This window comes from Paenibacillus sp. 05T425 (genome assembly GCF_056396205.1).
In genome coordinates this window covers 59,566-81,534 of sequence record NZ_JBFTLA010000015.1, presented here as the reverse complement: position 1 = coordinate 81,534, position 21,969 = coordinate 59,566, and the positions used below count along the sequence as shown (strand labels likewise).

The 21,969-nt window shown below is 53.6% G+C and carries 23 protein-coding genes; 1 reads left to right on the top strand and 22 read right to left on the bottom strand.

Features of this window, described 5'->3' with window-relative positions; all coding sequences use genetic code 11:
* Positions 1–3: 3 nt before the first annotated feature.
* From AC1DF0_RS26905 to AC1DF0_RS26895, 3 genes are read right to left on the bottom strand one after another with little or no spacing between them, the layout of a single operon-like run.
* Positions 4–861 (bottom strand): DegV family protein, encoded by an 858-nt coding sequence (locus tag AC1DF0_RS26905; RefSeq protein ID WP_477576371.1) that lies wholly within the window; start codon positions 859–861, stop codon positions 4–6.
* Positions 862–896: 35 nt separating this feature from the next.
* The gene (locus tag AC1DF0_RS26900) at positions 897–2,639 is read right to left on the bottom strand and encodes a DAK2 domain-containing protein (RefSeq protein WP_477576431.1); all 1,743 of its coding nucleotides are present in this window, start codon (positions 2,637–2,639) and stop codon (positions 897–899) included.
* A gap of 56 nt (positions 2,640–2,695) precedes the next feature.
* The gene (locus AC1DF0_RS26895; protein WP_337098771.1) at positions 2,696–3,055 is read right to left on the bottom strand and encodes an Asp23/Gls24 family envelope stress response protein; all 360 of its coding nucleotides are present in this window, start codon (positions 3,053–3,055) and stop codon (positions 2,696–2,698) included.
* 269 nt (positions 3,056–3,324) lie between these two features.
* Here AC1DF0_RS26895 and rpmB point away from each other — a divergent pair, with 269 nt between their 5' ends.
* Positions 3,325–3,513, top strand: a complete 189-nt coding sequence (rpmB, locus tag AC1DF0_RS26890) for a 50S ribosomal protein L28 (protein WP_337098770.1) — start codon at positions 3,325–3,327, stop codon at positions 3,511–3,513.
* A gap of 98 nt (positions 3,514–3,611) precedes the next feature.
* Here rpmB and spoVM read toward each other — a convergent pair whose 3' ends face one another.
* From spoVM to dapF, 19 genes are all read right to left on the bottom strand, one after another.
* Positions 3,612–3,692, bottom strand: a complete 81-nt coding sequence (gene spoVM, locus AC1DF0_RS26885; RefSeq protein ID WP_040711006.1) for a stage V sporulation protein SpoVM — start codon at positions 3,690–3,692, stop codon at positions 3,612–3,614.
* Positions 3,693–3,813: 121 nt separating this feature from the next.
* On the bottom strand, positions 3,814–4,089 hold the full coding sequence (locus AC1DF0_RS26880; protein WP_442051600.1) for a hypothetical protein: 276 nt from the start codon (positions 4,087–4,089) through the stop codon (positions 3,814–3,816).
* A gap of 11 nt (positions 4,090–4,100) precedes the next feature.
* Positions 4,101–4,745, bottom strand: coding sequence for a ribulose-phosphate 3-epimerase (gene rpe, locus AC1DF0_RS26875; RefSeq protein ID WP_442051599.1), 645 nt, complete (start codon positions 4,743–4,745; stop codon positions 4,101–4,103).
* Positions 4,746–4,751: 6 nt separating this feature from the next.
* Complete coding sequence (gene rsgA, locus AC1DF0_RS26870) at positions 4,752–5,738, bottom strand: ribosome small subunit-dependent GTPase A (protein WP_442051598.1); 987 nt, start codon at positions 5,736–5,738, stop codon at positions 4,752–4,754.
* On the bottom strand, positions 5,683–7,812 hold the full coding sequence (gene pknB / locus AC1DF0_RS26865; RefSeq protein WP_477576367.1) for a Stk1 family PASTA domain-containing Ser/Thr kinase: 2,130 nt from the start codon (positions 7,810–7,812) through the stop codon (positions 5,683–5,685). Before pknB ends, rsgA begins: the two co-directional genes overlap by 56 nt.
* Positions 7,809–8,579 carry a Stp1/IreP family PP2C-type Ser/Thr phosphatase gene (locus AC1DF0_RS26860; RefSeq protein ID WP_442051596.1) on the bottom strand — a complete coding sequence of 257 codons (771 nt, stop codon included), beginning with the start codon at positions 8,577–8,579 and terminating at the stop codon, positions 7,809–7,811. The genes pknB and AC1DF0_RS26860 overlap by 4 nt, the downstream gene beginning before the upstream one ends.
* 11 nt (positions 8,580–8,590) lie before the next feature.
* On the bottom strand, positions 8,591–9,637 hold the full coding sequence (gene rlmN / locus AC1DF0_RS26855) for a dual-specificity RNA methyltransferase RlmN (protein ID WP_442051595.1): 1,047 nt from the start codon (positions 9,635–9,637) through the stop codon (positions 8,591–8,593).
* 98 nt (positions 9,638–9,735) lie between these two features.
* Positions 9,736–11,229, bottom strand: a complete 1,494-nt coding sequence (rsmB, locus tag AC1DF0_RS26850) for a 16S rRNA (cytosine(967)-C(5))-methyltransferase RsmB (RefSeq protein ID WP_477576364.1) — start codon at positions 11,227–11,229, stop codon at positions 9,736–9,738.
* Entirely contained in the window at positions 11,226–12,176 is a 951-nt protein-coding gene (gene fmt / locus AC1DF0_RS26845) for a methionyl-tRNA formyltransferase (RefSeq protein ID WP_477576362.1), read from the bottom strand. Before fmt ends, rsmB begins: the two co-directional genes overlap by 4 nt.
* 4 nt (positions 12,177–12,180) lie before the next feature.
* Complete coding sequence (gene def, locus AC1DF0_RS26840) at positions 12,181–12,666, bottom strand: peptide deformylase (protein ID WP_442051592.1); 486 nt, start codon at positions 12,664–12,666, stop codon at positions 12,181–12,183.
* 82 nt (positions 12,667–12,748) lie between these two features.
* Positions 12,749–15,253, bottom strand: coding sequence for a primosomal protein N' (gene priA, locus AC1DF0_RS26835; RefSeq protein ID WP_477576360.1), 2,505 nt, complete (start codon positions 15,251–15,253; stop codon positions 12,749–12,751).
* Entirely contained in the window at positions 15,250–16,467 is a 1,218-nt protein-coding gene (gene coaBC / locus AC1DF0_RS26830; RefSeq protein ID WP_477576358.1) for a bifunctional phosphopantothenoylcysteine decarboxylase/phosphopantothenate--cysteine ligase CoaBC, read from the bottom strand. The genes priA and coaBC overlap by 4 nt, the downstream gene beginning before the upstream one ends.
* A 14-nt stretch (positions 16,468–16,481) precedes the next feature.
* Positions 16,482–17,009: a YfiT family bacillithiol transferase gene (locus AC1DF0_RS26825; RefSeq protein WP_475820482.1), complete on the bottom strand. Its 528-nt coding sequence runs from the start codon at positions 17,007–17,009 to the stop codon at positions 16,482–16,484.
* Between the two features lie 85 nt (positions 17,010–17,094).
* Positions 17,095–17,634 (bottom strand): NUDIX hydrolase, encoded by a 540-nt coding sequence (locus AC1DF0_RS26820; RefSeq protein WP_477576355.1) that lies wholly within the window; start codon positions 17,632–17,634, stop codon positions 17,095–17,097.
* Positions 17,635–17,736: 102 nt separating this feature from the next.
* Complete coding sequence (gene rpoZ, locus AC1DF0_RS26815) at positions 17,737–17,949, bottom strand: DNA-directed RNA polymerase subunit omega (RefSeq protein ID WP_442051587.1); 213 nt, start codon at positions 17,947–17,949, stop codon at positions 17,737–17,739.
* 16 nt (positions 17,950–17,965) lie between these two features.
* Positions 17,966–18,577 carry a guanylate kinase gene (gene gmk, locus AC1DF0_RS26810; RefSeq protein ID WP_442051586.1) on the bottom strand — a complete coding sequence of 204 codons (612 nt, stop codon included), beginning with the start codon at positions 18,575–18,577 and terminating at the stop codon, positions 17,966–17,968.
* A gap of 19 nt (positions 18,578–18,596) precedes the next feature.
* A complete protein-coding gene (gene remA, locus AC1DF0_RS26805) occupies positions 18,597–18,857 on the bottom strand; it encodes an extracellular matrix/biofilm regulator RemA (RefSeq protein WP_005548256.1) in 261 nt (86 codons plus the stop codon).
* A 330-nt stretch (positions 18,858–19,187) separates the two neighbouring features.
* Entirely contained in the window at positions 19,188–21,077 is a 1,890-nt protein-coding gene (locus AC1DF0_RS26800; protein WP_442051619.1) for a bifunctional homocysteine S-methyltransferase/methylenetetrahydrofolate reductase, read from the bottom strand.
* Positions 21,078–21,108: 31 nt separating this feature from the next.
* A complete protein-coding gene (dapF, locus tag AC1DF0_RS26795) occupies positions 21,109–21,939 on the bottom strand; it encodes a diaminopimelate epimerase (RefSeq protein WP_442051585.1) in 831 nt (276 codons plus the stop codon).
* Positions 21,940–21,969: the final 30 nt, after the last annotated feature.

Genomic DNA, 21,969 nt, shown 5'->3' with positions numbered 1-21,969 from the left:
CACTCACACCTTGTACATAAATACGGCCGATAACCCCGGTCCCGTATGCGTTCCGATAACCGCTCCGATTGTCGTGAAGCCTATATGCTGAATATTGAAATGGCCCTTCAAGTATTCACACAGCTCCATAGCTGTATCATGACCTGAAGACCACGCAATCGTCATCGACACAGGCTCCTGCGCGTCGAAGCGCTGCTTCAACATCTCAAGCACGCGCGCCATCGCTTTTTTCGTTCCGCGCACCTTATCGACAGGATAGACCGTTCCGTCCGGGTCCAGCGACAGAATCGGCTTAATATTAAGAATCGAACCTATAAGTGCCGAAGCTTTGCCGATCCGTCCGCCCTTCTGCAAATATTCAAGCGAATCCACCAAAAAATAAATTTGCATCTCGCCTTCGAGACGCTGCAGCTCGGCCAGGATGACATCCTTCGATTCACCGGCCAGCGCCATCTCGGCCGCCCGAATAGCACGCATGCCGAAGCCGTACGAAGCCGACTTGGAATCAATGATCGTAATATCGCCGGCGTCCTCCAGCATCGACTGCGCAATAACCGCCGATTGATACGTTCCGCTCAGCGCTGCCGATAAGTGCAACGAAATAATCGGCCCTTCCGGATCCTCGGCGAGCAATTGCTCGTACATCTCGGAGAACTCGTTCGGCGACGGCTGCGAGGTCGTCGGCAGAACGGACGATGAGGTCAGCTTCGCGTAKAACTCCTCGTTCTGGATCGTCACGCCGTCCAAATACGTTTCTTCCCCGAACAGAACCTTGAGCGGCACCATCGAAATACCCAGCTTCTCTCTTACCTCGAGCGGAATATCAGCGGTACTATCCGTTACAATTCGAACCTTCCCCATAGGAATCCCCTCCCGGACATAATAACGATTGCCAATTATTCAACGGCGAACAAATAAGGGTAAAGAGGCTGACCGCCTTCTTGCACCTCGGTCTCAAGCTCTGGGTACTGCTCGGCAATCCATTCGCACAATGCCGCGGTTACGCTCGGGTCGGCATCCTCGCCTGTAAGCACGGTTACGAGATCGCCGCCGTCCGCCAGCATGCTGGCTAGCAGCGACTGGCACGCGCCCAGCACAGCCGGATCAGAAACAACAATCGTCTTCTCCTTAATGCCGATATATTCGCCTTCGCGAATCGAGACCCCTTCGATCGTCGTATCCCGAACGGCCTTCGTTACTTGGCCGGAAACGACCTGTTCAGCCGCATTCCGCATCCAGTCCGTATTGCGCTCCATCGATTCATCCTCTTTGAAGGCAAGCACAGCCGCCAGCCCCTGAGGAATCGTACGTGTAGCAATAACCGTCACACTGCGTTCGCTAAGCTCGGCAGCTTGTTCAGCGGCAAGAATGATATTGCCGTTATTCGGAAGCAAATAAATATGCTCAGCGGAGAGCGCCTCGATTGCCTTCACGAAATCTTCCGTGCTCGGATTCATCGTTTGTCCGCCGGACAATACGGTATCCACATCATTTTCGAGGAAAATGTCGGCAATGCCGTCGCCAAGAGCTACTGCGATGATGCCGTAAGGAGCGCGTTCGTATACTTGTCCAGGCGCTACCGCCGCATCCGGCACTTGCCCCGCCAGCAATTCCGCTGCAGCTAAGCTTGCAGTCGCATAATTGGATGTTTCATGCTCCTGCTCCAGCAGCTCGCGGTGCTGCTCTCTCATGTTTAAGATATGAATATCGGTCAACTCGCCGTAAGGCAGAGATAAGTTAAGCACATCGCCAGGCTTGCGCGAATGAACATGCACTTTGATAATGTCGTCGTCCGTAATGACGAGAATGGAGTCTCCGTCCTTCTCGAGCGCACGTTTGTAAGCGGATTCATCAAAAAACGCCGCTTTATTGCCGATCAGCTTGCGATTGATAAAAAATTCCATGTCGTATAAAAACTCAATGGCTTCCGTCGACAGTCTCGCTTGCGCAGAGCTTGGCTCCTGCTTGCKAATGCTTGGCGCTGAGCCGGGAACGGCCACTTCCTCAGGAGGCGCGGCTTCAGAAGGCAATGTGTAGCCTTCTTGCTCTGCGTTTCCAGAACCAGCGTTCAAGCTATGCACGAAGCCTTCATAAATAAATACGAGCCCTTGCCCGCCGGAATCGACTACGCCGACCTGCTTCAGGACAGGCAGCAGATCAGGCGTGCGCTGCAACGCTTCATGCGCCTTCGCGTGCACTTCACGCATCAGATCGGCAACATCATTCGTTCTGCGCGCATACTGAACCGCATGTTTGGCTGCTTCTCTGGCAACCGTAAGTATTGTTCCTTCGACCGGCTTAACAACCGCCTTATAGGCCATGTCTACACCGTGCTGAAGCGCGTTCGCAAGCTGGAGCACTCCCGCTTCTTCCACCCCGCTCAGCGACTTCGAGAAGCCGCGGAACAGCTGCGATAGAATAACGCCGGAATTGCCGCGCGCGCCCATGAGCAGCCCTTTCGAAAGAGCTTCTGCCGCTTTGCCCACCCCTGCGGACGGTTTACTGCGCAGCTCGCGAATACCGGAGGTCATCGTTAAATTCATGTTGGTTCCCGTATCGCCATCCGGCACAGGAAACACATTCAAAGCGTTAACATGTTCGGCGTTACGCTGTAAATATTCTGCACCTAGCAGTGCCATTGCGGCAAAATCAGATCCGTTAATAAAGCGCTTACTCAAAGAAAATTCCCCTTCCGCTACCTGGATACCCTCACGTCTTGAACAAATATATGGACTTGTTCCACTTGTAGATCGAATACATTGTTAAGTACATATTTCACTTTTGATTGAATATTATGGGCAACTTCGGAAATCTTAGTGCCGTAGCTCACGACAATATGAAGATCGATATGCAGCTTCTCTTGCTCCCGCCGCACTTCTACCCCGCGCGTATAATTGTCTCTTCCCAATAGCTCGGCGATACCGTCCTTCAGTTGCTTTCTCGAAGCCATTCCGACAAGTCCATAACAATCCAAAGCTGCGGAGCCAGCAATAACGGCAATGCAGTGATCTGTAACGTGAATGGAACCAAGCTCGGTGCTAAGCTGCAGAGGCATAGAACTACACTCCCTTACTGTAAGTATTATGGACTATGTATCATTGTACTATAAACAGCGTCTTTATAGAAGTGTACACGCCAAATACGGTCATAATCAAGCAAAATGCTTAATTATTCATTATATTTTACACGCTGGATCCTTTAGAATTGGGTTGAACAGAAACTTAGTTTATGATACGATGTTCAAGTGTGTTCAAATGCGTTCTAATGAATATCCGCTAACGAACTTAAGTTTTTGCATACGCAAATCTTGAAGGAGGTGTAGTCATGTCCCGCAAATGTTTTCTTACAGGTAAAGCACCGGGCAAAGGGAACAACGTATCCCACGCCAACAACAAAACGCGTCGTACTTGGGGCGTAAACGTTCAAAAGGTTCGCATCCTTGTTGATGGTAAACCGAAACGTGTTTATGTTAGTGCTCGCGCACTGAAATCCGGCAAAGTTACACGCGTATAATCATGGCTTTGGCCATAGATAAAAGCACCTGAGACCTCAGGTGCTTTTTGTTATCCCTTTACGCGATCGCGGTCGTAAGGCGGCAGCCAGGAACACTATCAGCTTTTTTGGAAGGTATTCAATATCGCCTTTACGAAACCGCCCAAAAATTTCGGCAGTTTGATCGTGTAAAATTTCATGCCTCATCCCTCCTCAGACACGCTCATCGAATTGTACCGTGACCAGAACATACGCTTATGTAACCATCCTATGCGTCCCTGGTCTGTCCTATTCCATCGTGAGCGTGCTCTGAAAGGGCTGTTATACGTTGTTTATCAAATCCGGATTATCGCGCATATACGTAACGATTGAGACGATGATCGCGACAACGAGATAAAAAAGGATCGCAACAACGAAGAAAGCGATTCGCAGGCCGATGCTATCGTACTTGCGAAAGAAGCGGATGCCGATATATAAGGCCAAGAGCGAGAACAAGTATTTCATAAATCCGGGTGTAAAACTGAAAGCAGCCAGCAGTGCCCCAGCCGCGAACGAATAAAGAATCATCCATACAATCGACTTGAATCTATCGCTCATCGTTACATCCCCTATCTAAGAGCCGCAATCGCCGCAGCGCGATCGTTCTCGGCGAACACCGCATTACCCGCCACAAGCACGTTGGCGCCTGCTTCACGGATAAGCGGAGCCGTCTCGCGATTAACGCCCCCGTCAACTTGAACATGCACCCCGTCCAAACCGCGCTCATTCAGAGCGGCTCGCAGCTGGCGCAGCTTGACGAGCGAATACGGAATGAACGATTGACCGCCAAAGCCCGGATTCACTGTCATAATCAGCACCAGATCGAGATCCTGTAGAATCGGCGTAAGTACGGACACCGGCGTAGCCGGATTAAGGGCAACGCCAACCGGCAATCCTTTTTCTTTAATAAAGTGAACCGTACGGTGAAGATGAACGCACGCTTCCGCATGTACGGTAATTCGATCCGCACCTGCGGCAATATAATCGGATAACGACAGCTCAGGACGCTCAATCATGAGATGAACGTCGAAAGGCAGCTTCGTTGCGCTGCGAACCGCGGCAATAACCGGCGGGCCAAAGGTTAGGTTCGGAACGAAATGTCCGTCCATGACGTCCACGTGAATCCAATCCGCCCCTGCTCTCTCCGCATCCTTAATCTCATCGCCAAGCTTGGCGAAGTTGGCCGACAATATAGAAGGCGCAATAATAGTCATAATAGGTTAGTACCTCCGTTTCTTGTCGTTCATTTCATTCATGAACAATACATAGTTGTCATATCTGCTCCGCTCGATCTCGCCTTTATCCACCGCGGCAAGCACCGCACAGCCCGGCTCATGCAGATGCGTGCAGCCGCGGAACTTGCAGTCGGAAGCAAGATGACGCATCTCTACGAAACAGTAGCTTAAATCCTCAATACCCAGCTCAGCAAAGTCAAGCTGGCTGAAGCCCGGCGTATCCGCGACATAACCTCCGCCAATCGCGATCAGCTCAACATGACGTGTCGTATGCTTGCCGCGGCCAAGTCTGTTGCTGATCTCATTTGTCTCGAGCGTAAGCCCAGGTACGATTGCGTTCAGCAACGACGACTTCCCGACGCCTGATTGACCTGCGAAGACGGCCAAGTGGCCTTTAAGACGTTCATGCAGCGCTTCGATGCCTTCGCCCTTGCGCGAGCTTGTACCAAACACCTCATAACCGATAGAACGGTAAATACGGTTAACGGAGGAGGCCGCAAGCTGCGCCTCCTCCGTCTCCATACCGTCATTTTCAAGATCTTGCTTGCTTAAGCATAGAACGGGCTCGATGCCCGCATGCTCGATATGGACTAGAAATTTATCCAGAAGCTGCAAGTTAAGCGCCGGCTCCGTCACTGAGAACACGAGAATGGCAAGATCGATATTAGCTACCGGGGGCCTAATGAGCTCCGTGCTGCGAGGCATCACTTCCTCAACCGTTCCTTCGCCGTTATCCGTCATGCTGTAAAGCACCTCGTCTCCAACAAGCGGGGATATTCCCCGCTTCTTGAATATGCCGCGCGCACGGCATTGGACCGGCGCTGTATCGGTGGAGACACCCTCCGCGCGAACATAATAGTATCCGCTAAGCGCTTTGACGATCGTGCCTCTCAGCTTATCTGTGCCATTACTATTGTTATTGTTGGTCTTGCTGCTCTTGCTGTTGTTGTTCTTCTTGCTTTGGCTGCTCATTGCCTTCGCCTACCTCCGCTTGGGTCGGCTCCTCGGATGGAGGCGCCTCGTTGCCCGGAATCGTCACGTTCGATGAGGTTGACCCTCCCGCAACTTCATCATACGTAATCGTCATCGTCTCGACGAATTGATTATCGCGGATGATCGTTACTCTCGCTTCGGTATCCGGCGCGACGACAACCGTTACCGCGAATGTCCGCGTGCTGTCAATTTGCCGCGGTTTGTCCCATTCCAAATCCTCGCCGCGCGCGTCGGAATACATGATTCGTATTTGGCTCGTCTTGCCCGCTTCAGCAGGCGAGATAATGAAATTGAACTTATGCTCCTTCGCATCAGCCGGCGATCCGGAGCTTACGGTAATCGTAATTTTTTCACCTTTGCCAACCTTCTCATTCGGCTGATATGGCCCTTGGCTAATGACATAGCCTTTCTGATGCAGATAGCTCGGCTCATAGAGGATGTCATCATTGTTTAGAACGAGCTCGCTCGCTTTCAACAGGTCCTTCGCTTCATCTAGCGATCGATCGATAAGATTCGGCATCGAAACCTCCTCCTTGCCTTTGCTGACCATGAACGTGATCTCCACTTGCTCCGAATCGAAGTCCGTGCCGGCTTCCGGTGTTTGCTTCAGAATCGTACCCTCGGGTTCTTCGCTGAACACAGGATCGGTCTTGATCTGACCCTCCTCAACACCAAGCGCAGCAAGCGCGTCCTTGGCGTCCTGAAGCAGCTTGTCAACGTAATTATCCAGTTTCTCCATCTCAGGCCCGTCACTAACCCACAGCTCGATAAGGGAACCTTCCTTGACAAACATATTCGCCTTCGACTGCTGGAATACTTGATCCTTCGGAATGTCCTTCTTGAACTCCCGAGTAACCGGATCTTGCACCCTCAGACCAGCCGCTTCGATCTCCGCCTTGGCGACCTCGAATGATTTGTCTACAACATAAGGTACTTTAACCTCTGGAACGTCAAGTCGGCCGAGCAGCGCTATGAAGCCCCAGATAATGAGCGCCAGCACGACGAGCGTTACGCCAACAATCGTAACCGGCTTCTTCCAGCCCTTCTCTTTGGCCGATAAGCCCTTCTCGTTCCATTGCGTATCCGTATTCGCATTTGCTGCCGCGGCGGATTGCTCCGACCGCTCGCTGCCCCCAATCGGCTTCGACACCTGCATGTCGCGAATCGCGGGCATGACTCTCGTTTCTTCCATATCGCTGTCGCTGTTAAACGTAATTTTCTTCTCTTTAAGCCGATCCGGGCGCAAGCATGTATCCAGATCGAGCAGCATTTCGCGAGCCGAGCTATAACGCTCGCTTTGGTTTTTGCGCATAGCCTTGAGGATGATATTCTCCACGCTTTGCGGAATATGCGGGTTAGCCACGCGCGGCTCCTCGAAGTTGTCCTGAAGATGCTTAAGAGCTACGCTAATCGGGCTTTCCCCAAGAAACGGAAGTCTTGCCGTCAGCATCTGGTACAGAACGATACCCAGCGAATAGATATCCGATTTCTCGCCGGTATTGATGCCCTTGGCATGCTCCGGAGAGAAATAGTGGACGGAGCCGATAACCGAACCCGTCTGCGTAATCGTAGAGGAGGTTACTGCACGGGCAATACCAAAATCGGTTACCTTAACGCGGCCGTTCTTGCCGATCAATATGTTATGAGGCTTAATATCGCGATGAATAATATGGTTCTGGTGAGCGTGATCAAGCGCATCACAAATTTGCATGGCAATGCGCACCGCTTCATCAGCTTGCAGCGGCGCTCGCTCTTGAATGACTTCGTTCAGATTATTGCCTTCCACGTATTCCATGACGATGTAATGCGTATCGTCCTCTTGCCCTACATCATAGATGCTTACGACGTTCGGATGAGACAAAGCCGCAGCCGATTGCGCCTCGCGGCGAAAACGGCGAATAAACTCTTCGTCGTGCACGAACTGCTGCCGCAGCACTTTAACGGCCACCTTGCGGTTCAGAAGCACGTCATGCGCCTTATATACGAGCGCCATGCCGCCGCCGCCGATTCTAGTCAGTATCTCATAGCGTCCGCCTAGATCATGTCCGATCATCCAACTCGCTCCTCTCGATTCGCGCCAGCCGCATCCTGTAGAAGAACAATCGTAATATTGTCGTCTCCACCTGCATGCAGCGCCAGCGAAATGAGATGCTCCGCCTTCGCGTCCAGCTCTAAATGCTCATTCATTACTGTCTCCAGCATCTGCTGATCGGTAACCATATTCGTGAGACCGTCGCTGCATAGCAGCAATACGTCACCTTGCAACAAATCAACCGTTTGAATATCAATATCTACATGGGAATCCGTTCCCACTGCGCGCGTCAGCACGTTGCGGCGCGGATGATGAGCCGCTTCCTCGGCGCTTAGCTGTCCCGACTTGACCAACTCATTGACAAGCGTATGATCGACCGTCAATTGCGTAATGTCACCTTCGGCAATCTTATAGGCCCGGCTGTCGCCGACATAGCCGATGATCGCATTGTCGCTCTTTACAAGCGCCGCTACGATCGTCGTGCCCATATTGGAATATTGCTCGTTTCGGGAGGCCAAGTCATAGACAGCCTCGTTCGCAGACGAAATCGCCTGTCGAATAAGCATCTTGCCCTCCTGCAGCGATAGATCGGGTTTGGCTGCGCCATGCTCGACCGTGCTGCGGAAGGCGTCAACCGCCTTCTGACTGGCAACGTCGCCCGCTTTGTGTCCTCCCATGCCGTCGGCCACAATGGCAAGCGTAACTCCGTTATTGAATTGGCTCACCCATGAATAATCTTCATTAACTTGCCGAACTCGTCCAATATCGCTGCGATTTGCAGTCAACAATCGATCTTCACCTACCTCGCTTGGGACTCCATATGTTTGGCTCTTAATTGGCCGCATGCGGCCGCTATATCATGGCCTTGCTCTCTGCGGATCGTCGCGTTAATCTTATTGCGCTCCAAGATGCGTTGGAATTCGAATATATCCTCACGCGGTGTCCGCACGTAATTGCGCTCCGGCACATGGTTGACCGGAATTAGATTGACGTGACACAACATGCCTTGAAGCACGTCTGCCAGCTCTTGCGCATGCTCAGGACGATCGTTGACGCCGCCGATCAAAGCGTATTCGAACGTAATCCGGCGTCCCGTCTTCGCAATATAGTAATGGCAAGCGGCCATTACGTCCTCGAACGGGAAGCGGCGGTTAACCGGCATCAGCTTCGAGCGAAGCGTATCGTTCGGCGCGTGGATCGAGAGCGCCAGATTGATCTGCGTGTTCTCGTCCGCGAACTTGTACATGCTAGGCACGATACCGCTCGTGGAGACGGTAATATGGCGTTGGCCAATATTGAGCCCCTTCTCATGAATCATATTACGAAGGAACGTCATCGTTGCTTCATAATTCTCGAACGGCTCGCCAGAGCCCATAATAACGATACTGGATACGCGGTCTCCTGTTGCGTCGAGCATCTGCTGCGCAGTAACAACCTGTGCGATAATCTCGCCTGCAGTCAGATTGCGCTTCAGTCCGCCGAGCGTAGATGCGCAGAACGTACAGCCGATACGGCAGCCAACCTGTGTCGTTACACATACGCTGTTGCCGTAATTATGTCTCATAATTACAGTCTCGATTGCATGGTTGTCATGAAGGCCGAACAGAAACTTAACGGTGCCGTCCTTCGATTCGAACTTCGTAATCTCCGTCAGCGTCACGAATTGGAATTGATCCTCCAGCTTATCGCGAAGCTGCTTCGGCAAGTTGGTCATATCTTCGAAGCTCTTGACCCGCTTCACGTAGAGCCAGTCAAACAGTTGTCCCGCGCGGAACGCAGGCTCACCATTTTCCTTCACCCATTCTTGAAGCTGCTCGAGCGTATAGTCATAAATGAACGGTTTCATCTCATCACACCTGTACCTTAAAGTAGGGCGGCTTCGAACTATTGCGAGCCGCCATCGATTTATTTTACCACAAACGCCCATATTCAGCCATAATCGTCCTAAGCGCGCCGAATCATCCTCGCAATGAAAAATCCGTCACTGCCAAAATGATGCGGAAGAAGCTGTGCCTGCCCGTCAAAATCTTCGCGGATTGCTCGCGCCTCCCGCAGGCTGTCCACGATAGCTTCATTCCAGCCGGCCGCATCGAGCTTGAATTCAGGATGACGCTGCAAAAATGCCGCAACCTGCTCCTCGTTCTCTTCCGCCTCCATCGTGCACGTACTATAGACGAATACGCCGCCTATGCGTACAAGCCCGCATACCGCATCGAGCAGCCGATGCTGCACCGCTGCAATCTCTGCAACATCTCCCGCCGTCTTCGTCCACCGGATCTCCGGCTTTCTTCGAATGACGCCGAACCCGGAGCAAGGCGCGTCCAGCAGCACCGCATCCATCGACCCCGGTGCGAACCGTTCGGACAGCTTTGTTGCATCCTCCGTAATCGCTTCGACGTTGCGCAGCTTCAGGCGCTCCGTCTGCGATACGATCAGCTCACGCTTGTGTTCGTGCAGATCATTCGCCCATACTTTGCCTTTGCCGCCCATAAGCTCCGCAAGATGCGTGCTCTTGCCTCCCGGCGCCGCGCAGCAATCGAGCACCTTCATGCCCGCTTCTGGAGCAACAACTTCGGCGACGAGCATGGAGCTCTCGTCCTGCACCGACCATAATCCGTCACGGAATTCGATCGTATCGGCCAGATTGCCGCCCTTGCCCACGTTAATGCCGGACGGAGCAAGCTTGGACGCTTCGGCGTCGTAACCGCTCTCGCGCAGCAGTTCAAGCGCCGCTTCGCGGGTAGACCGAAGCGTATTGACGCGTATGCTGGAATGCGGCTGTTCATTGCCTGCCGCACATATGGCTTCCGTCGTCTCTGCGCCGTATGAAGCCAGCCACCGTCTAACGAGCCATTCCGGGTACGAATGGCGAAGCGACAGCTGCACAGCCGGATCATCATGCTTAATATGGTCAGGCGTTAGGTCGCTTTTGCCGCGATCCATGCTTCTTAAGACGCCGTTCACCATGCCGGAGATCCCCATATGTCCGCGTTTCTTCGCAATCGTAACCGCTTCGTTCACCGCTGCATGCGGCGGAATCCGGTCTAGATAGAGAAGCTGATAAGCGCTCAGGCGAAGCAGCTGATGCACCCAAGGCTGCAGCTTACTTACTCCTTTGGCTACGAACTTATCGAGCCAATAATCGAGCGTCAGCTGACGCTGGATCGTGCCGTAGACAAGCTCGGTAACAAGTCCTGCGTCAGCGCGTTCCAGCTTCGCATCCTGCAGCGTACGATTAAGCTGCAGATTGCTGTATGCGCCGGTCTCGGCTACTTTGACGAGAACGTCCATCGCCAATTCACGGGGCGACTTCGCCTTGCGGGATTGCGTCTGCGGAGCCGCTGATGAAGAGACAGCCGCTCCTTGCGGAGCCTTCCGAGGCGAATGGCCGCCACTTTGCCGTCTGCCTTGGGGCTTGCCGTTCTTTGCACCGGTCATTGCGCACCTCCGTCATCAAAGCTGCTGCCAGCTTCGATGCGGGCTCCCTTCAGCCACTCTGCGGCAGCCATCGCCTTCTTGCCTGCTGGCTGGATGTTAGTAAGCAGCAGCTGGCCTTGTCCCGTCTGAACGGTAATTCCCGTATTATCGGTACGAATAATCGTTCCCGGCGTTGCTCCAGCCTTGTCCCCGTTCGCTGCAGGAGAGCAAGACCAAACTTTGAACACCTCACCGCCCAAATAAGTGAAAGCCCCCGCCATCGGCGAAAGTCCGCGCACTTGATTGTATATCGCTCGAGCTGATTTGCTCCAATCTATACGTTCGTCGTCGCGGGTCAAATTGGGGGCGTAGGTCGCTTCTTCGTTATTTTGCGGTACGGCAACTGCCGTACCGTCCACGATGGAAGGCAGCGTTCTGCCCAGCAGCTCTGCTCCTGCCGCGCTTAGCTTCTCGAATAAAGTACCCGAAGTGTCATGTTCTTGGATAGCTACCTCTACCGAGCTGATCATATCGCCGGTGTCCAGCCCTTCAGCCATATACATGATCGTAACGCCGGTTTTGTCCTCGCCGTTAATGATCGAACGCTGAATCGGCGCTCCTCCGCGGTATTTCGGAAGCAGCGAGCCGTGCACGTTAATGCAGCCGAGACGCGGAACATCGAGCACGGCCTTCGGCAGTATTTGCCCATAAGCTGCCGTAACGATCAGATCAGGCGCCAGCTCGGCAATCGCAGCTGCCGCTTCTGCGCTGCGCATCCTCTCCGGCTGCAGCACAGGCAGTCCAAGCGACAACGCCGCTTCCTTCACAGGCGGCGGCGTAGGCGTTTTTTTGCGGCCCTTCGGCCGGTCTGGCTGCGATACGACAGCAACAACCTCGTAGTTCTGCTCCAGCAGAAGCTTCAAGGAGGGAACGGCAAACTCAGGCGTTCCCATGAATACAATACGCATGAATCTATTCGCCGCCTTTTCTTGGTCTCTCCGAAATGTCGTAAATGCTCTCGGCAAGATCGGTGAACAAAATGCCGTTCAGATGATCGACCTCATGCTGGAAGGCGCGTGACAAGTAGCCGCTGGCTTCTACCGTAAAGTACTCGCCGTCGGAGTTTTGCCCTTTCACGACAATGCGATCCGCGCGCATAACCTCGCCGTTCAAGTTCGGGATACTTAGACAGCCCTCAGGTCCAAGCTGTTCGCCCTCTTGCTCGACGATTACTGGGTTAACCATCTCGATCAGACCTGTCTCATCGCCTATGTCTACAACGATAACGCGCTTCGAAATGCCGATCTGCGGCGCAGCAAGGCCAACGCCCTCCGCATCGTACATCGTCTCCGCCATATCCTTGAGCAATTTTTTCAAGTTCGGATTAAACTTCGTTACTTCCTTTGCCTCTTCCCGCAATACAGGATCTGGGTCCTTCACAATGATACGGATACTCATGGTATTCCCTTCCTTTACTCATGTTAATAGTGAGAATATAACGTCTATATGGTATGGACGTAAATCTTGAACATGCTTATGTTTATAAAATAACTTGCGGATCCACATCGACGCTGAATTGCACCTGACGCTGGGGCGGACCGTCGCTAAACGGTGCGAGCGCCTCCTTAATAAGCGCGGAAGCGTCAATGCTACCACGATATTTTATCACACATTGAAAACGGTAGCGATCTTTCATTCTAGAGATTGGCGATGCGACCGGTCCAAGCACGTCGAAAGCTCTCGGCAAGCCGCTGCTGAGCGGAACGAGAATGCCCTGCTCTTCCGCCAGATCGCGCAGGCGCGAAGCGAATTGTTCGCCTACCGAGGAAAGCAGCGTAAGCTGCTCATGCGACATCGTTATGAGGATCAAGCGGCAATAAGGCGGATATCCCATTGCACCGCGATGGCGCAGTTCCTCAGTGATGAACGCAGCATAATCGTGGTGCTGAGCGGTTGTAACTGCATAGTGCTCAGGCGAATACGTCTGAATGACGACCTCCCCGGGCAAATGATGCCGCCCCGCGCGTCCCGCCACCTGTGTAAGCAGCTGGAACGTCCTCTCAGCCGCGCGAAAGTCAGGCAAGTTAAGCGACGTATCGGCCGCGATAACGCCCACTAGTGTAACGTATGGAAAATCCAGCCCTTTGGCTACCATTTGCGTGCCTAGGAGCACATCGGCTTTGCGCTCGCCGAACTGCTTAAGCAACTTCTCGTGGGCATTTTTCTCGGTCGTCGTATCCACGTCCATCCGAATTACGCGTATGCCGGGGAACAGCTTGGCAAGCTCCTCCTCGACCCGTTGCGTGCCTGTTCCAAAGTAGCGAATATGCTCGCTCTCGCAAGAAGGACAATTGGCAGGCGCTTGTTCGGCATGGCCGCAATAATGGCAGCGCATGACGCGCGTCTTCTGATGATATGTAAGAGAAATATCGCAATGCGGACATTGCGCGGTGTACCCGCAGGAGCGGCACATAACGAAGGTCGAATAGCCCCTCCGATTAAGCAGCAGCACCGATTGCTCGCCCTTCTCTAGACGATCGGTCAGCAGCTCGTGCAGCTTGCGGCTGAACATCGAGCGATTGCCTTCGCGAAGCTCCTCGCGCATGTCGATGACCTCAACCGGCGGAAGCGGACGTCCGCCTACCCGCTCCGGCATCGGCAGCAGCGCCGGCTCCCGGCCGCCAGTTGTACCCGATAGCTGCGCAGAACGGTTCGCTGCCGCGAAAGACTCGATCGAAGGCGTAGCCGAACCAAGCACAACGGCTGCGCCATGCTGCCTCGCCCTGCGCACCGCAACATCGCGCGCGTGGTATTTCGGACTCTCCTCCTGTTTGTAGGAGGATTCATGCTCTTCGTCGATAATGATAAGACCGATCGACTCGAAGGGAGCGAAGATCGCCGATCGTGCGCCGATGGCGACCTGCACTTGGCGGCTGCGGATTTTGCGCCATTCATCGTACCGCTCGCCATTCGACAGCCGGCTGTGCATAACGGCTACCGCATCGCCGAAGCGTCCCTTGAACCGCTCCACCATCTGCGGGGTCAAGGATATCTCCGGCACGAGCACGATCGCTTGCTTGCCGAGCTCCAAGCAATATTGAATCGATTGCAGGTAGACCTCGGTCTTGCCGCTGCCCGTTACGCCGTGCAGCAGCATCGTATCCGGCTCGCCCGATTGTACCGAGCGAACAATACGCTCGAACACCGCTTGCTGCCCCGGCATGAGCGGCAACGGCTTCGTGCGCTCGAACTCGCGGCCGGCATATGGATCGCGCTGCTGCTCAACCTCTTGAAGCTCGAGCAACCCTTTGCCCCCCAGTGCCCGAACAGTCGATGCCGAACCTCCGGTCGCCGCGATTAACGCCTGCAGTTGGAGCGGCTTGCCATGACTGAGCATATAAAGCAGCATATCGCGCTGCTTCGCCGCTCTTGCGGGCAGTTCCTCTGCTGCGGCCCTAATGGCCGCCTCTCCCGCTGTGCCGAGGAAGACGGTTAACACTTTCTTAATAGATAACCGATCTTTAATTGAGGCGTGCTCGATGAGCTCGCCAGCTCGAAGTCCGTTCTTCACTTCCTTCGCATAGTGAGGGAACAGCGCGAGCAGCGAATCAAGCTTCGCTGCGCCTCCTTGCGAGTTCAGCCAGTCCACCAATTCATCCGGAAGCTCCTGCTCGTCTTCCTCGGAAGTCTCCCCTAGCTCGATTACACGTTCGGCTTTCCCCTTCAGGGCTCCCGGTACCATCGCTTGCAGAGCAGTCGTCCATGAGCAGCAGTATTTATCGCTAAGCCACTTCGCGAGCTCTACTAGATCAGGCAGCAGCGGCGGCATCGGATCAAGCAGCTCAGACACGGCTTTAAGACGTTTCGGATCAATATCCGCCTCACCGGCAAGTCCAACAACGAAGCCTTGCAGCACGCGTCCGCCGAACGGCACGCCGACTCTGCTGCCGACCTCGATCCACGTCTCCATCTCGAATGGGACCAAATAGTCAAACGGCCGATCCGTCTGGCGGCTCGGCACGTCTACGATCACTTTGGCAATCATGACTTCATTCCCCCGCTGCTGCGCGGCAACCGTTCCGCGACAACCTCTAGAAGCCTGCGGGCGATCGACCGTTTCGATTGCAACGGCAACGATTCCACGAGCCCTCCGGCATCGAACAGCTTAACGATGTTCGTCTCTCCGTTGAAGCCCGCTCCGCTCTCGCTCACATCGTTCGCTACGATCAGATCACAGTTTTTGCGTTGCAGCTTGTCCATTGCATAATGGTCCAGCTGCTCCGTCTCGGCAGCAAAGCCAACAAGAAATTGATGCCGCTTCCTCTCGCCTAACTTCTGCAAAATATCGGTTGTCCTCTCCAGCTCAAGCGTGAGCCGGTCACCGTTTTTCTTAATCTTCTGTCCGCTGACAACGACCGGTCGATAGTCGGCCACAGCCGCCGCCTTCACGACAATATCAGCCTCGTCGTATTCCGCAGTAACGGCAGCCAGCATCTGCTCAGCTGATTCTACTCTAACGAGCTTAACACCCGCAGGCGGGGCGGCAGACGTTCTGCCCGCAATGAGCGTCACGTCCGCGCCCATCAGCAGGGCAGCCTCTGCAATAGCGAAGCCCATCTTGCCGGAGGAATCATTCGTCAAGTAACGAACGGGATCAAGTCGCTCCATCGTTCCGCCAGCCGTCACGATGACCCGCTTGCCGGCAAGCAGGCTCCCGCTGGAGAGCCAATCTTCAACCGCTGCCACAATATCTTCGGGCTCGGCAAGACGCCCCTTCGCGACATAACCGCAAGCGAGCTGCCCGGTGCCAGGCTCGACGAACATAACGCCTCGCGAGGCAAGCAGCTCCATATTCGCAACAACGGCCGGATGCTCATACATATGCACATTCATGGCCGGAGCAACAACGATCGGACACGTCGCGGCGAGCAGCGTCGTGCTCAGCATATCGTCTCCTTGCCCTCCGGCAAGCTTGGCAATCGCATTCGCGGTCGCTGGAGCAATAATAATAAGATCGGCATGATCGGCTAGGTCGATATGCGAGACGACAGCCGGGTCGCGCTCATCGAACGTATCGATATATACAGGATTTCGCGACAGCGTTTGCAACGTTAGCGGCGTAATGAACTTCGTCGCGGACTCCGTCATGATGACGCGAACGTTAGCGCCGGCCTGCACAAGCTTGCTGCATAGCGCTGCTCCCTTATAAGCGGCGATTCCGCCGGTAATTCCAAGAATAATAGATTTTCCTCTTAGCATGCTTATGTCTCCTGTCACTGCCCATTCGTCCGTTCTTTCGCTATATTGATATGCGCTACATGATGCTTGCCATGCCAAGCTACGAAACCTAGGAAATAAGCAAGACCGATCTGCTTACCTTCCCCGGGATGATAAAACTGTTTATCGTAATCGGAACGCTCCATTGAACGAAGCAGCAGCACCCAGCGCGCATAAATGCCTTCGACGATTGCCAGGCTAATATCCGGCGATGCGTTCAAGCTATCAGCTGTTTCCGCCCACTGCTCTTCGTCGAATGGCTTAATGGTCGGATTTTTCTCCGTCAAGGCAAGCTTGAAGCGGGAGAAAGAGTTCATTGTGGCGTCTGCAAGATGATGTGCGACTTGACGGGCTGTCCAGCCTCCGCTTCGATAAGCGGTATCAAGCCCTTCCTCGGACAATCCGGATAAAGCCTCTCTAAGCTGACCGGGCAATTTTTCCATATCGGAAATCCATTGATCCTTCTGCTTCGTCGTCATACCTTCGTACACATATCTGCCAATCGGGTAACGCAGCTTTTCCATTTGCTTCGCCTCCTGACACCTATTTTCCCTATCATACCATATGCCGATTTAAAATCTAACTGCGCTTTCATCTTTTTTTGGCCGATTACAGACGTCTTTCCGCCTGCCTTAATTGATGCGTCAGCAAGTAAAGTTCGGCGATATCATGTCTACCGATCTCCTCGAAACGCCGTACGGCTTCATCAATATCTACGACGTCGACGACGGAAATCTGTTCCCCATCCGGCGGGTTCAGCGGCTTGCCGACAAGCTCCACCTCGCCATAGCCGACAAGCCTAATAAAGCTAGGATGCGGAATATGCGGCCGATACGGCTGGGCAGCCGAAGATCGGCATTTGAAGCAGCCAAACCGCGTATACGACTTCAGCTCGGCTCCAAGCTCCTCCCGCACTTCGCGCACAAGCGCATCCTGATAATGCTCGCCGGGCTCAAGCGTCCCCCCCGCGAGCTCCCACCGTCCATCCTCAAGCTGAATGACCGCGTAATGCTCACCGACTGTCGGTATGATGCTAATGTTGCTTACAAGCGATTCATCTATCTCCATATCCAGCGTAAAACAATTTTCTACCGCTCCCCATACAATAGGCTGCGATAAAGCTTTATACTGCTCCAACTCTGTGTACATTCGTTTTTCCTCCTGCCCTCTTTATTACGCGCCGACTCTATGAAAATACAAAGAAGCTGTCCGAAGGTCAATGACCACCGGACAGCCTCCATATTCCGTGCCTTATTGCTCGTCTTTGGTGACGTTGGATTCCACTATTAAAATATCGTTATAAATTTCTTCAAGCGCTACGCCAACATATTTGCGGGAACGCGGGTTGCGAAGCTCGGATTTCTCACCGTTGCGAAGCATGCGTGCGCGTCTGGAAGCCGCAACGACCAGCGTGTACTTGCTGTCTACCTTCTTAACCATTTCGTCAATGGACGGATATAACATTATTCATTCTCCTCACTCATGCTTTCTCAATAGCCGCTTGCGCTTCCGCTAGGTAAGGCATAACCCTCTCACTGCGGCAATGCTCAGCGACAACAATGCTCTGAATACGATGGCAAGCCGAGTCGATCTGATCGTTCACGACTGCATAATCATAATGGCGAAGCAGGTTCATCTCTTCCACTGCAACGTTCATCCGATGATTAATCGTATCCTGCGATTCCGTGCCTCGGCCCGTAATACGCTGCTTCAATTCCTCCATGGAAGGAGGCATTAGGAAAATAAATATCCCTTGCGGGAACTTCTCCTTCACCTTAAGGGCGCCTTGCACTTCAATCTCCAGAATAATGTCCTTGCCGCTCGCAAGCGTGCGTTCGACAAAGTCTCTTGGCGTTCCGTAGTAGTTGCCTACATACTCGGCATGTTCAAGCAACGCGTCGCGCGCGATCATGTCCTGGAACTGCTCTTTCGATTTGAAGAAGTAGTTGACGCCGTCAACCTCTCCCTGTCTCGGCTGCCTCGTAGTAGCTGACACAGAGTAGACGATATCCGGCATCTTGCTCCGAAGAGCCGTACACACCGTTCCTTTGCCGACACCGGCAGGTCCGGATAAAACAATTAGCAATCCCATATTCTTAATACTCCCCGTACTATTCGTCGTTATCGTCATCCTTGGTGGATAACCGGTGTGCCACCGTCTCCGGTTGTACAGCCGATAAAATGACATGGTCGCTGTCCGTAATAATAACGGCACGCGTCCGGCGTCCATATGTCGCATCGATAAGCATGTGACGGTCGCGCGCTTCTTGGATGATCCGCTTAATAGGCGCCGATTCCGGGCTTACGATCGAAATAATGCGATTTGCCGATACAATGTTGCCAAACCCGATATTAATAAGCTTTATAGCCAACCCAGGTTCCCCCTTCGCCCCCACTAATCCTTATGCTTCTGCCTCTAATAAACTTCTATTATTAATAATGTGAATACGACGAAGTTTGCGTTCTTGCCAAATACCGACAGAACTACTGCACTATTGTTGACGAAAAAACCTCGGAGCATACGTGATACGGTTGCTGCCCGCTTCGTGCTGGGGCACAGGTTCGTGCTTGTCTGAATTGGAAGGAGCATGGCAACGGTATCCAAACTTTATTATATTCTAATTGATTTTCCGCTTACGAACAAGGGAAAAAGCGAAAAGAGCACAAAATGCTCATATTCGCTCTCTCTTAGGCAATGGTGCTCATTGTTTCTCTGTTTTGCGCCATACATATTCCGTCAATTGAACCGCCATGTCGTAGAACATGAACGGAGTAATCAAGTAAATGCCGTTAAAATGAGGCAAAGCGCAATCAAGCAGCTCCTTTGCGATCTTAACGCCCTCCGCGCGGCCTGCCTCGCCTTCGAGCCCAGCCATCCGTTGCCGCACCTCGTCCGACAGTTGAATGCCCGGCACTTCGTTATGCAAATATTCGGCGTTCCGTCCGCTGGCCAGTGGCATGATGCCGATGAATACCGGCACGGACAGTTGTTTCGTCGCTTCCGCAACCTTCACGATCAGATCGGGATCATAAACAGGCTGCGTCATGATATAGTCGGCGCCGGAAGCAATCTTCCTTTCAAGTCGCTGAACCGCTTTGTCCAAGTGCTTGACGTTCGGATTGAACGCCGCTCCGACCACGAACTTCGCCTTCTGCTTCAGCGGCTTGCCGCTGAATGCCGTTCCGTCGTTAAGCTGTTTAATCATTCGAATCATCTCGAACGATGTTAAGTCATACACCGAGCTGGAGTCAGGCAGATCGCCGAAGCGTGCCGGATCGCCCGTTACGGCGAGCACATGGTCGATGTCCAGCGCATCAAGTCCCATCATATGCGACTGCGTGCCGATCAGATTGCGGTCTCGGCAGGCAATATGAACGAGCGGACGGATGCCGACCCGCTCTTGAACGAGCGCGGCCAATGCGATGTTGCTCATTCGCGTAACCGCAAGCGAGTTGTCCGCCATCGTAACGGCGTCCGCGGACGCCGCCTTAAGCGCCGCCGCACCGTCCATGAACTTGCGAATGTCTAGATCGCGCGGAGGATCAAGCTCCACGATGACCGTATGCCGCTGCTTAACGAGATCTACGATCGAAGGCTCGCGTTCAACCGCCGACTGATCAGCCGGCTGCTCTTGAGACGCTCCATCGTTAGCGGTTCGCGGTGTGATCGTTTCTGTTTGCGGCGCCGCAGGCGTACGCAGCGGGGCAGCGTTTCCGCTCTGCGGCACATAGCCGTCTAACGCCTGCGCGATAGCGGCGATATGCTCCGGCGTCGTACCGCAGCAGCCGCCGATAATACGCGCGCCGCGGTCCGCGAAGCGAAGCGCCGTCTCGGCAAAGTACTGCGGTCCTGCCGAGTACGTATATTTGCCGTCCACATAATCCGGGAAGCCCGCATTCGGAAATACGGACAAAGGAAGTCCGATCGGACCGTCTATCGTATCAATCGCCCGCATTATCCCGTTAGGGCCGCTTCGGCAATTAAGGCCAACAACGTCTGCGCCTTCCTGGCGAAGCGTCTCATAGGCATCCTTTAGGCCGATGCCGTCTTGCGTGCGGCCGATATCGTCAACTGCGAATTGACAAATAATAGGTAGCTTCGACACGTTTCTTGCAATCCGCAGGGCAAGCAGCATCTCGTCCAAATCGTAGAACGTCTCGAACAAGAGGCCGTCCACGCCCTCCTCAAGCAAAGCATGGATTTGGCGTTCATAGGATTCGCTTACGATCGCCGTACGCATGTTTCTCAGCTTGCCGTCGCGGATCGAGCCGACAGCGCCGACAACATACGCATCCGCTCCGACGGCCGAACGCGCGATTCGGACACCTGCGCGGTTAATCGCTTCCATCTCTGCCTCAAGGCCGTATTTCAACAGCTTCTCGGTATTGGCCGAGAACGTATTCGTCTCAATCACTCTTGCGCCCGCTTCATAATAACTGCGGTGAACATGTTCAATGACATCAGGTCTAAGCGTATTGAATTCCTCGTAAGAAACGCCAACAGGGAACCCCATCTGATACAGATAGGTTCCCATCGCGCCGTCTCCGGTCAATATGCGCTCTTGCAGAGCTTGTCGCAAATCCGGCTTCATCTTTTCTCTTTCACCCATCCTGCGCGGACGCCTACAGCGTCCCGCGGAAAACTTCCGCAGCAGGTCCTGTCATATATACGTGATTGTCCGCTTCATTCCATTCAATGAACAGATCGCCGCCTTTAAGCGATACGGTTGCCTCGCGGTCTGTCGCTCCGTTAAGCACGGACGCTACGACAGTCGCACATGCTCCTGTTCCGCAAGCGAGCGTTGGACCTGCGCCGCGCTCCCATACGCGCATATCGGTTTGCGTACGCGAATTGACCGTAACGAATTCCACGTTGATCTTGCGCGGGAACATCGGATGCGTTTCCAGCTTCGGTCCCCAAGTATTCAGATCGAAGTTCACCGCATCGTCCACGTAGATCACGGCATGCGGATTGCCCATCGATACGGCAGTAAAGCGGAATTCGCGTCCGTCAACCTCGATCGGATGCTCGATAACGCGCTCTGCGTCTACCGTCGTCGGCACTTGCAGACCATTCAGGATCGGCTCGCCCATATCGACGCGTACGCTTTGCACTTTAGCGTCGCTAACCGTCAGTTGCACTTTCTGTGCCCCTGCGCCCAGCGTCTCGATCGTAATCTCTTCTTTATTCGTAAGACCGTTATCGTAGACGTACTTCGCGACGCAACGAATCGCATTGCCGCATTGCTCGGCCTCTGAGCCGTCCGAATTAATGATGCGCATACGGAAATCAGCGATTTCTGATGGCAAAATATAGACGAGACCGTCTGCCCCGACACCGAAAAATCGGTTGCATAGCTGGGCAGCAAGTTCAGCAGCGTTGCCTGGAAGCTGCTGCTCGCCTGCGACAACGATAAAGTCATTTCCTAGTCCGTTCATCTTTGTAAAGTTCATCTATTAGCCCTCTCCTTAACCTTACGTATG

What these genes read in the sequence shown, in the direction of transcription:
- AC1DF0_RS26895 (WP_337098771.1), bottom strand. Translation starts at nt 3,055, where the DNA reads ATGCCTCTGCAGCTTAGCACCGAGCTTGGTTCCATTCACGTTACAGAT.
- rpmB (WP_337098770.1), top strand. Translation starts at nt 3,325, where the DNA reads ATGTCCCGCAAATGTTTTCTTACAGGTAAAGCACCGGGCAAAGGGAAC.
- spoVM (WP_040711006.1), bottom strand. Translation starts at nt 3,692, where the DNA reads ATGAAATTTTACACGATCAAACTGCCGAAATTTTTGGGCGGTTTCGTA.
- AC1DF0_RS26880 (WP_442051600.1), bottom strand. Translation starts at nt 4,089, where the DNA reads ATGAGCGATAGATTCAAGTCGATTGTATGGATGATTCTTTATTCGTTC.
- rpe (WP_442051599.1), bottom strand. Translation starts at nt 4,745, where the DNA reads ATGACTATTATTGCGCCTTCTATATTGTCGGCCAACTTCGCCAAGCTT.
- rsgA (WP_442051598.1), bottom strand. Translation starts at nt 5,738, where the DNA reads ATGAGCAGCCAAAGCAAGAAGAACAACAACAGCAAGAGCAGCAAGACC.
- pknB (WP_477576367.1), bottom strand. Translation starts at nt 7,812, where the DNA reads ATGATCGGACATGATCTAGGCGGACGCTATGAGATACTGACTAGAATC.
- rlmN (WP_442051595.1), bottom strand. Translation starts at nt 9,637, where the DNA reads ATGAAACCGTTCATTTATGACTATACGCTCGAGCAGCTTCAAGAATGG.
- rsmB (WP_477576364.1), bottom strand. Translation starts at nt 11,229, where the DNA reads ATGACCGGTGCAAAGAACGGCAAGCCCCAAGGCAGACGGCAAAGTGGC.
- fmt (WP_477576362.1), bottom strand. Translation starts at nt 12,176, where the DNA reads ATGCGTATTGTATTCATGGGAACGCCTGAGTTTGCCGTTCCCTCCTTG.
- def (WP_442051592.1), bottom strand. Translation starts at nt 12,666, where the DNA reads ATGAGTATCCGTATCATTGTGAAGGACCCAGATCCTGTATTGCGGGAA.
- priA (WP_477576360.1), bottom strand. Translation starts at nt 15,253, where the DNA reads ATGATTGCCAAAGTGATCGTAGACGTGCCGAGCCGCCAGACGGATCGG.
- coaBC (WP_477576358.1), bottom strand. Translation starts at nt 16,467, where the DNA reads ATGCTAAGAGGAAAATCTATTATTCTTGGAATTACCGGCGGAATCGCC.
- AC1DF0_RS26825 (WP_475820482.1), bottom strand. Translation starts at nt 17,009, where the DNA reads ATGGAAAAGCTGCGTTACCCGATTGGCAGATATGTGTACGAAGGTATG.
- AC1DF0_RS26820 (WP_477576355.1), bottom strand. Translation starts at nt 17,634, where the DNA reads ATGTACACAGAGTTGGAGCAGTATAAAGCTTTATCGCAGCCTATTGTA.
- rpoZ (WP_442051587.1), bottom strand. Translation starts at nt 17,949, where the DNA reads ATGTTATATCCGTCCATTGACGAAATGGTTAAGAAGGTAGACAGCAAG.
- gmk (WP_442051586.1), bottom strand. Translation starts at nt 18,577, where the DNA reads ATGGGATTGCTAATTGTTTTATCCGGACCTGCCGGTGTCGGCAAAGGA.
- AC1DF0_RS26800 (WP_442051619.1), bottom strand. Translation starts at nt 21,077, where the DNA reads ATGAAGCCGGATTTGCGACAAGCTCTGCAAGAGCGCATATTGACCGGA.
- dapF (WP_442051585.1), bottom strand. Translation starts at nt 21,939, where the DNA reads ATGAACTTTACAAAGATGAACGGACTAGGAAATGACTTTATCGTTGTC.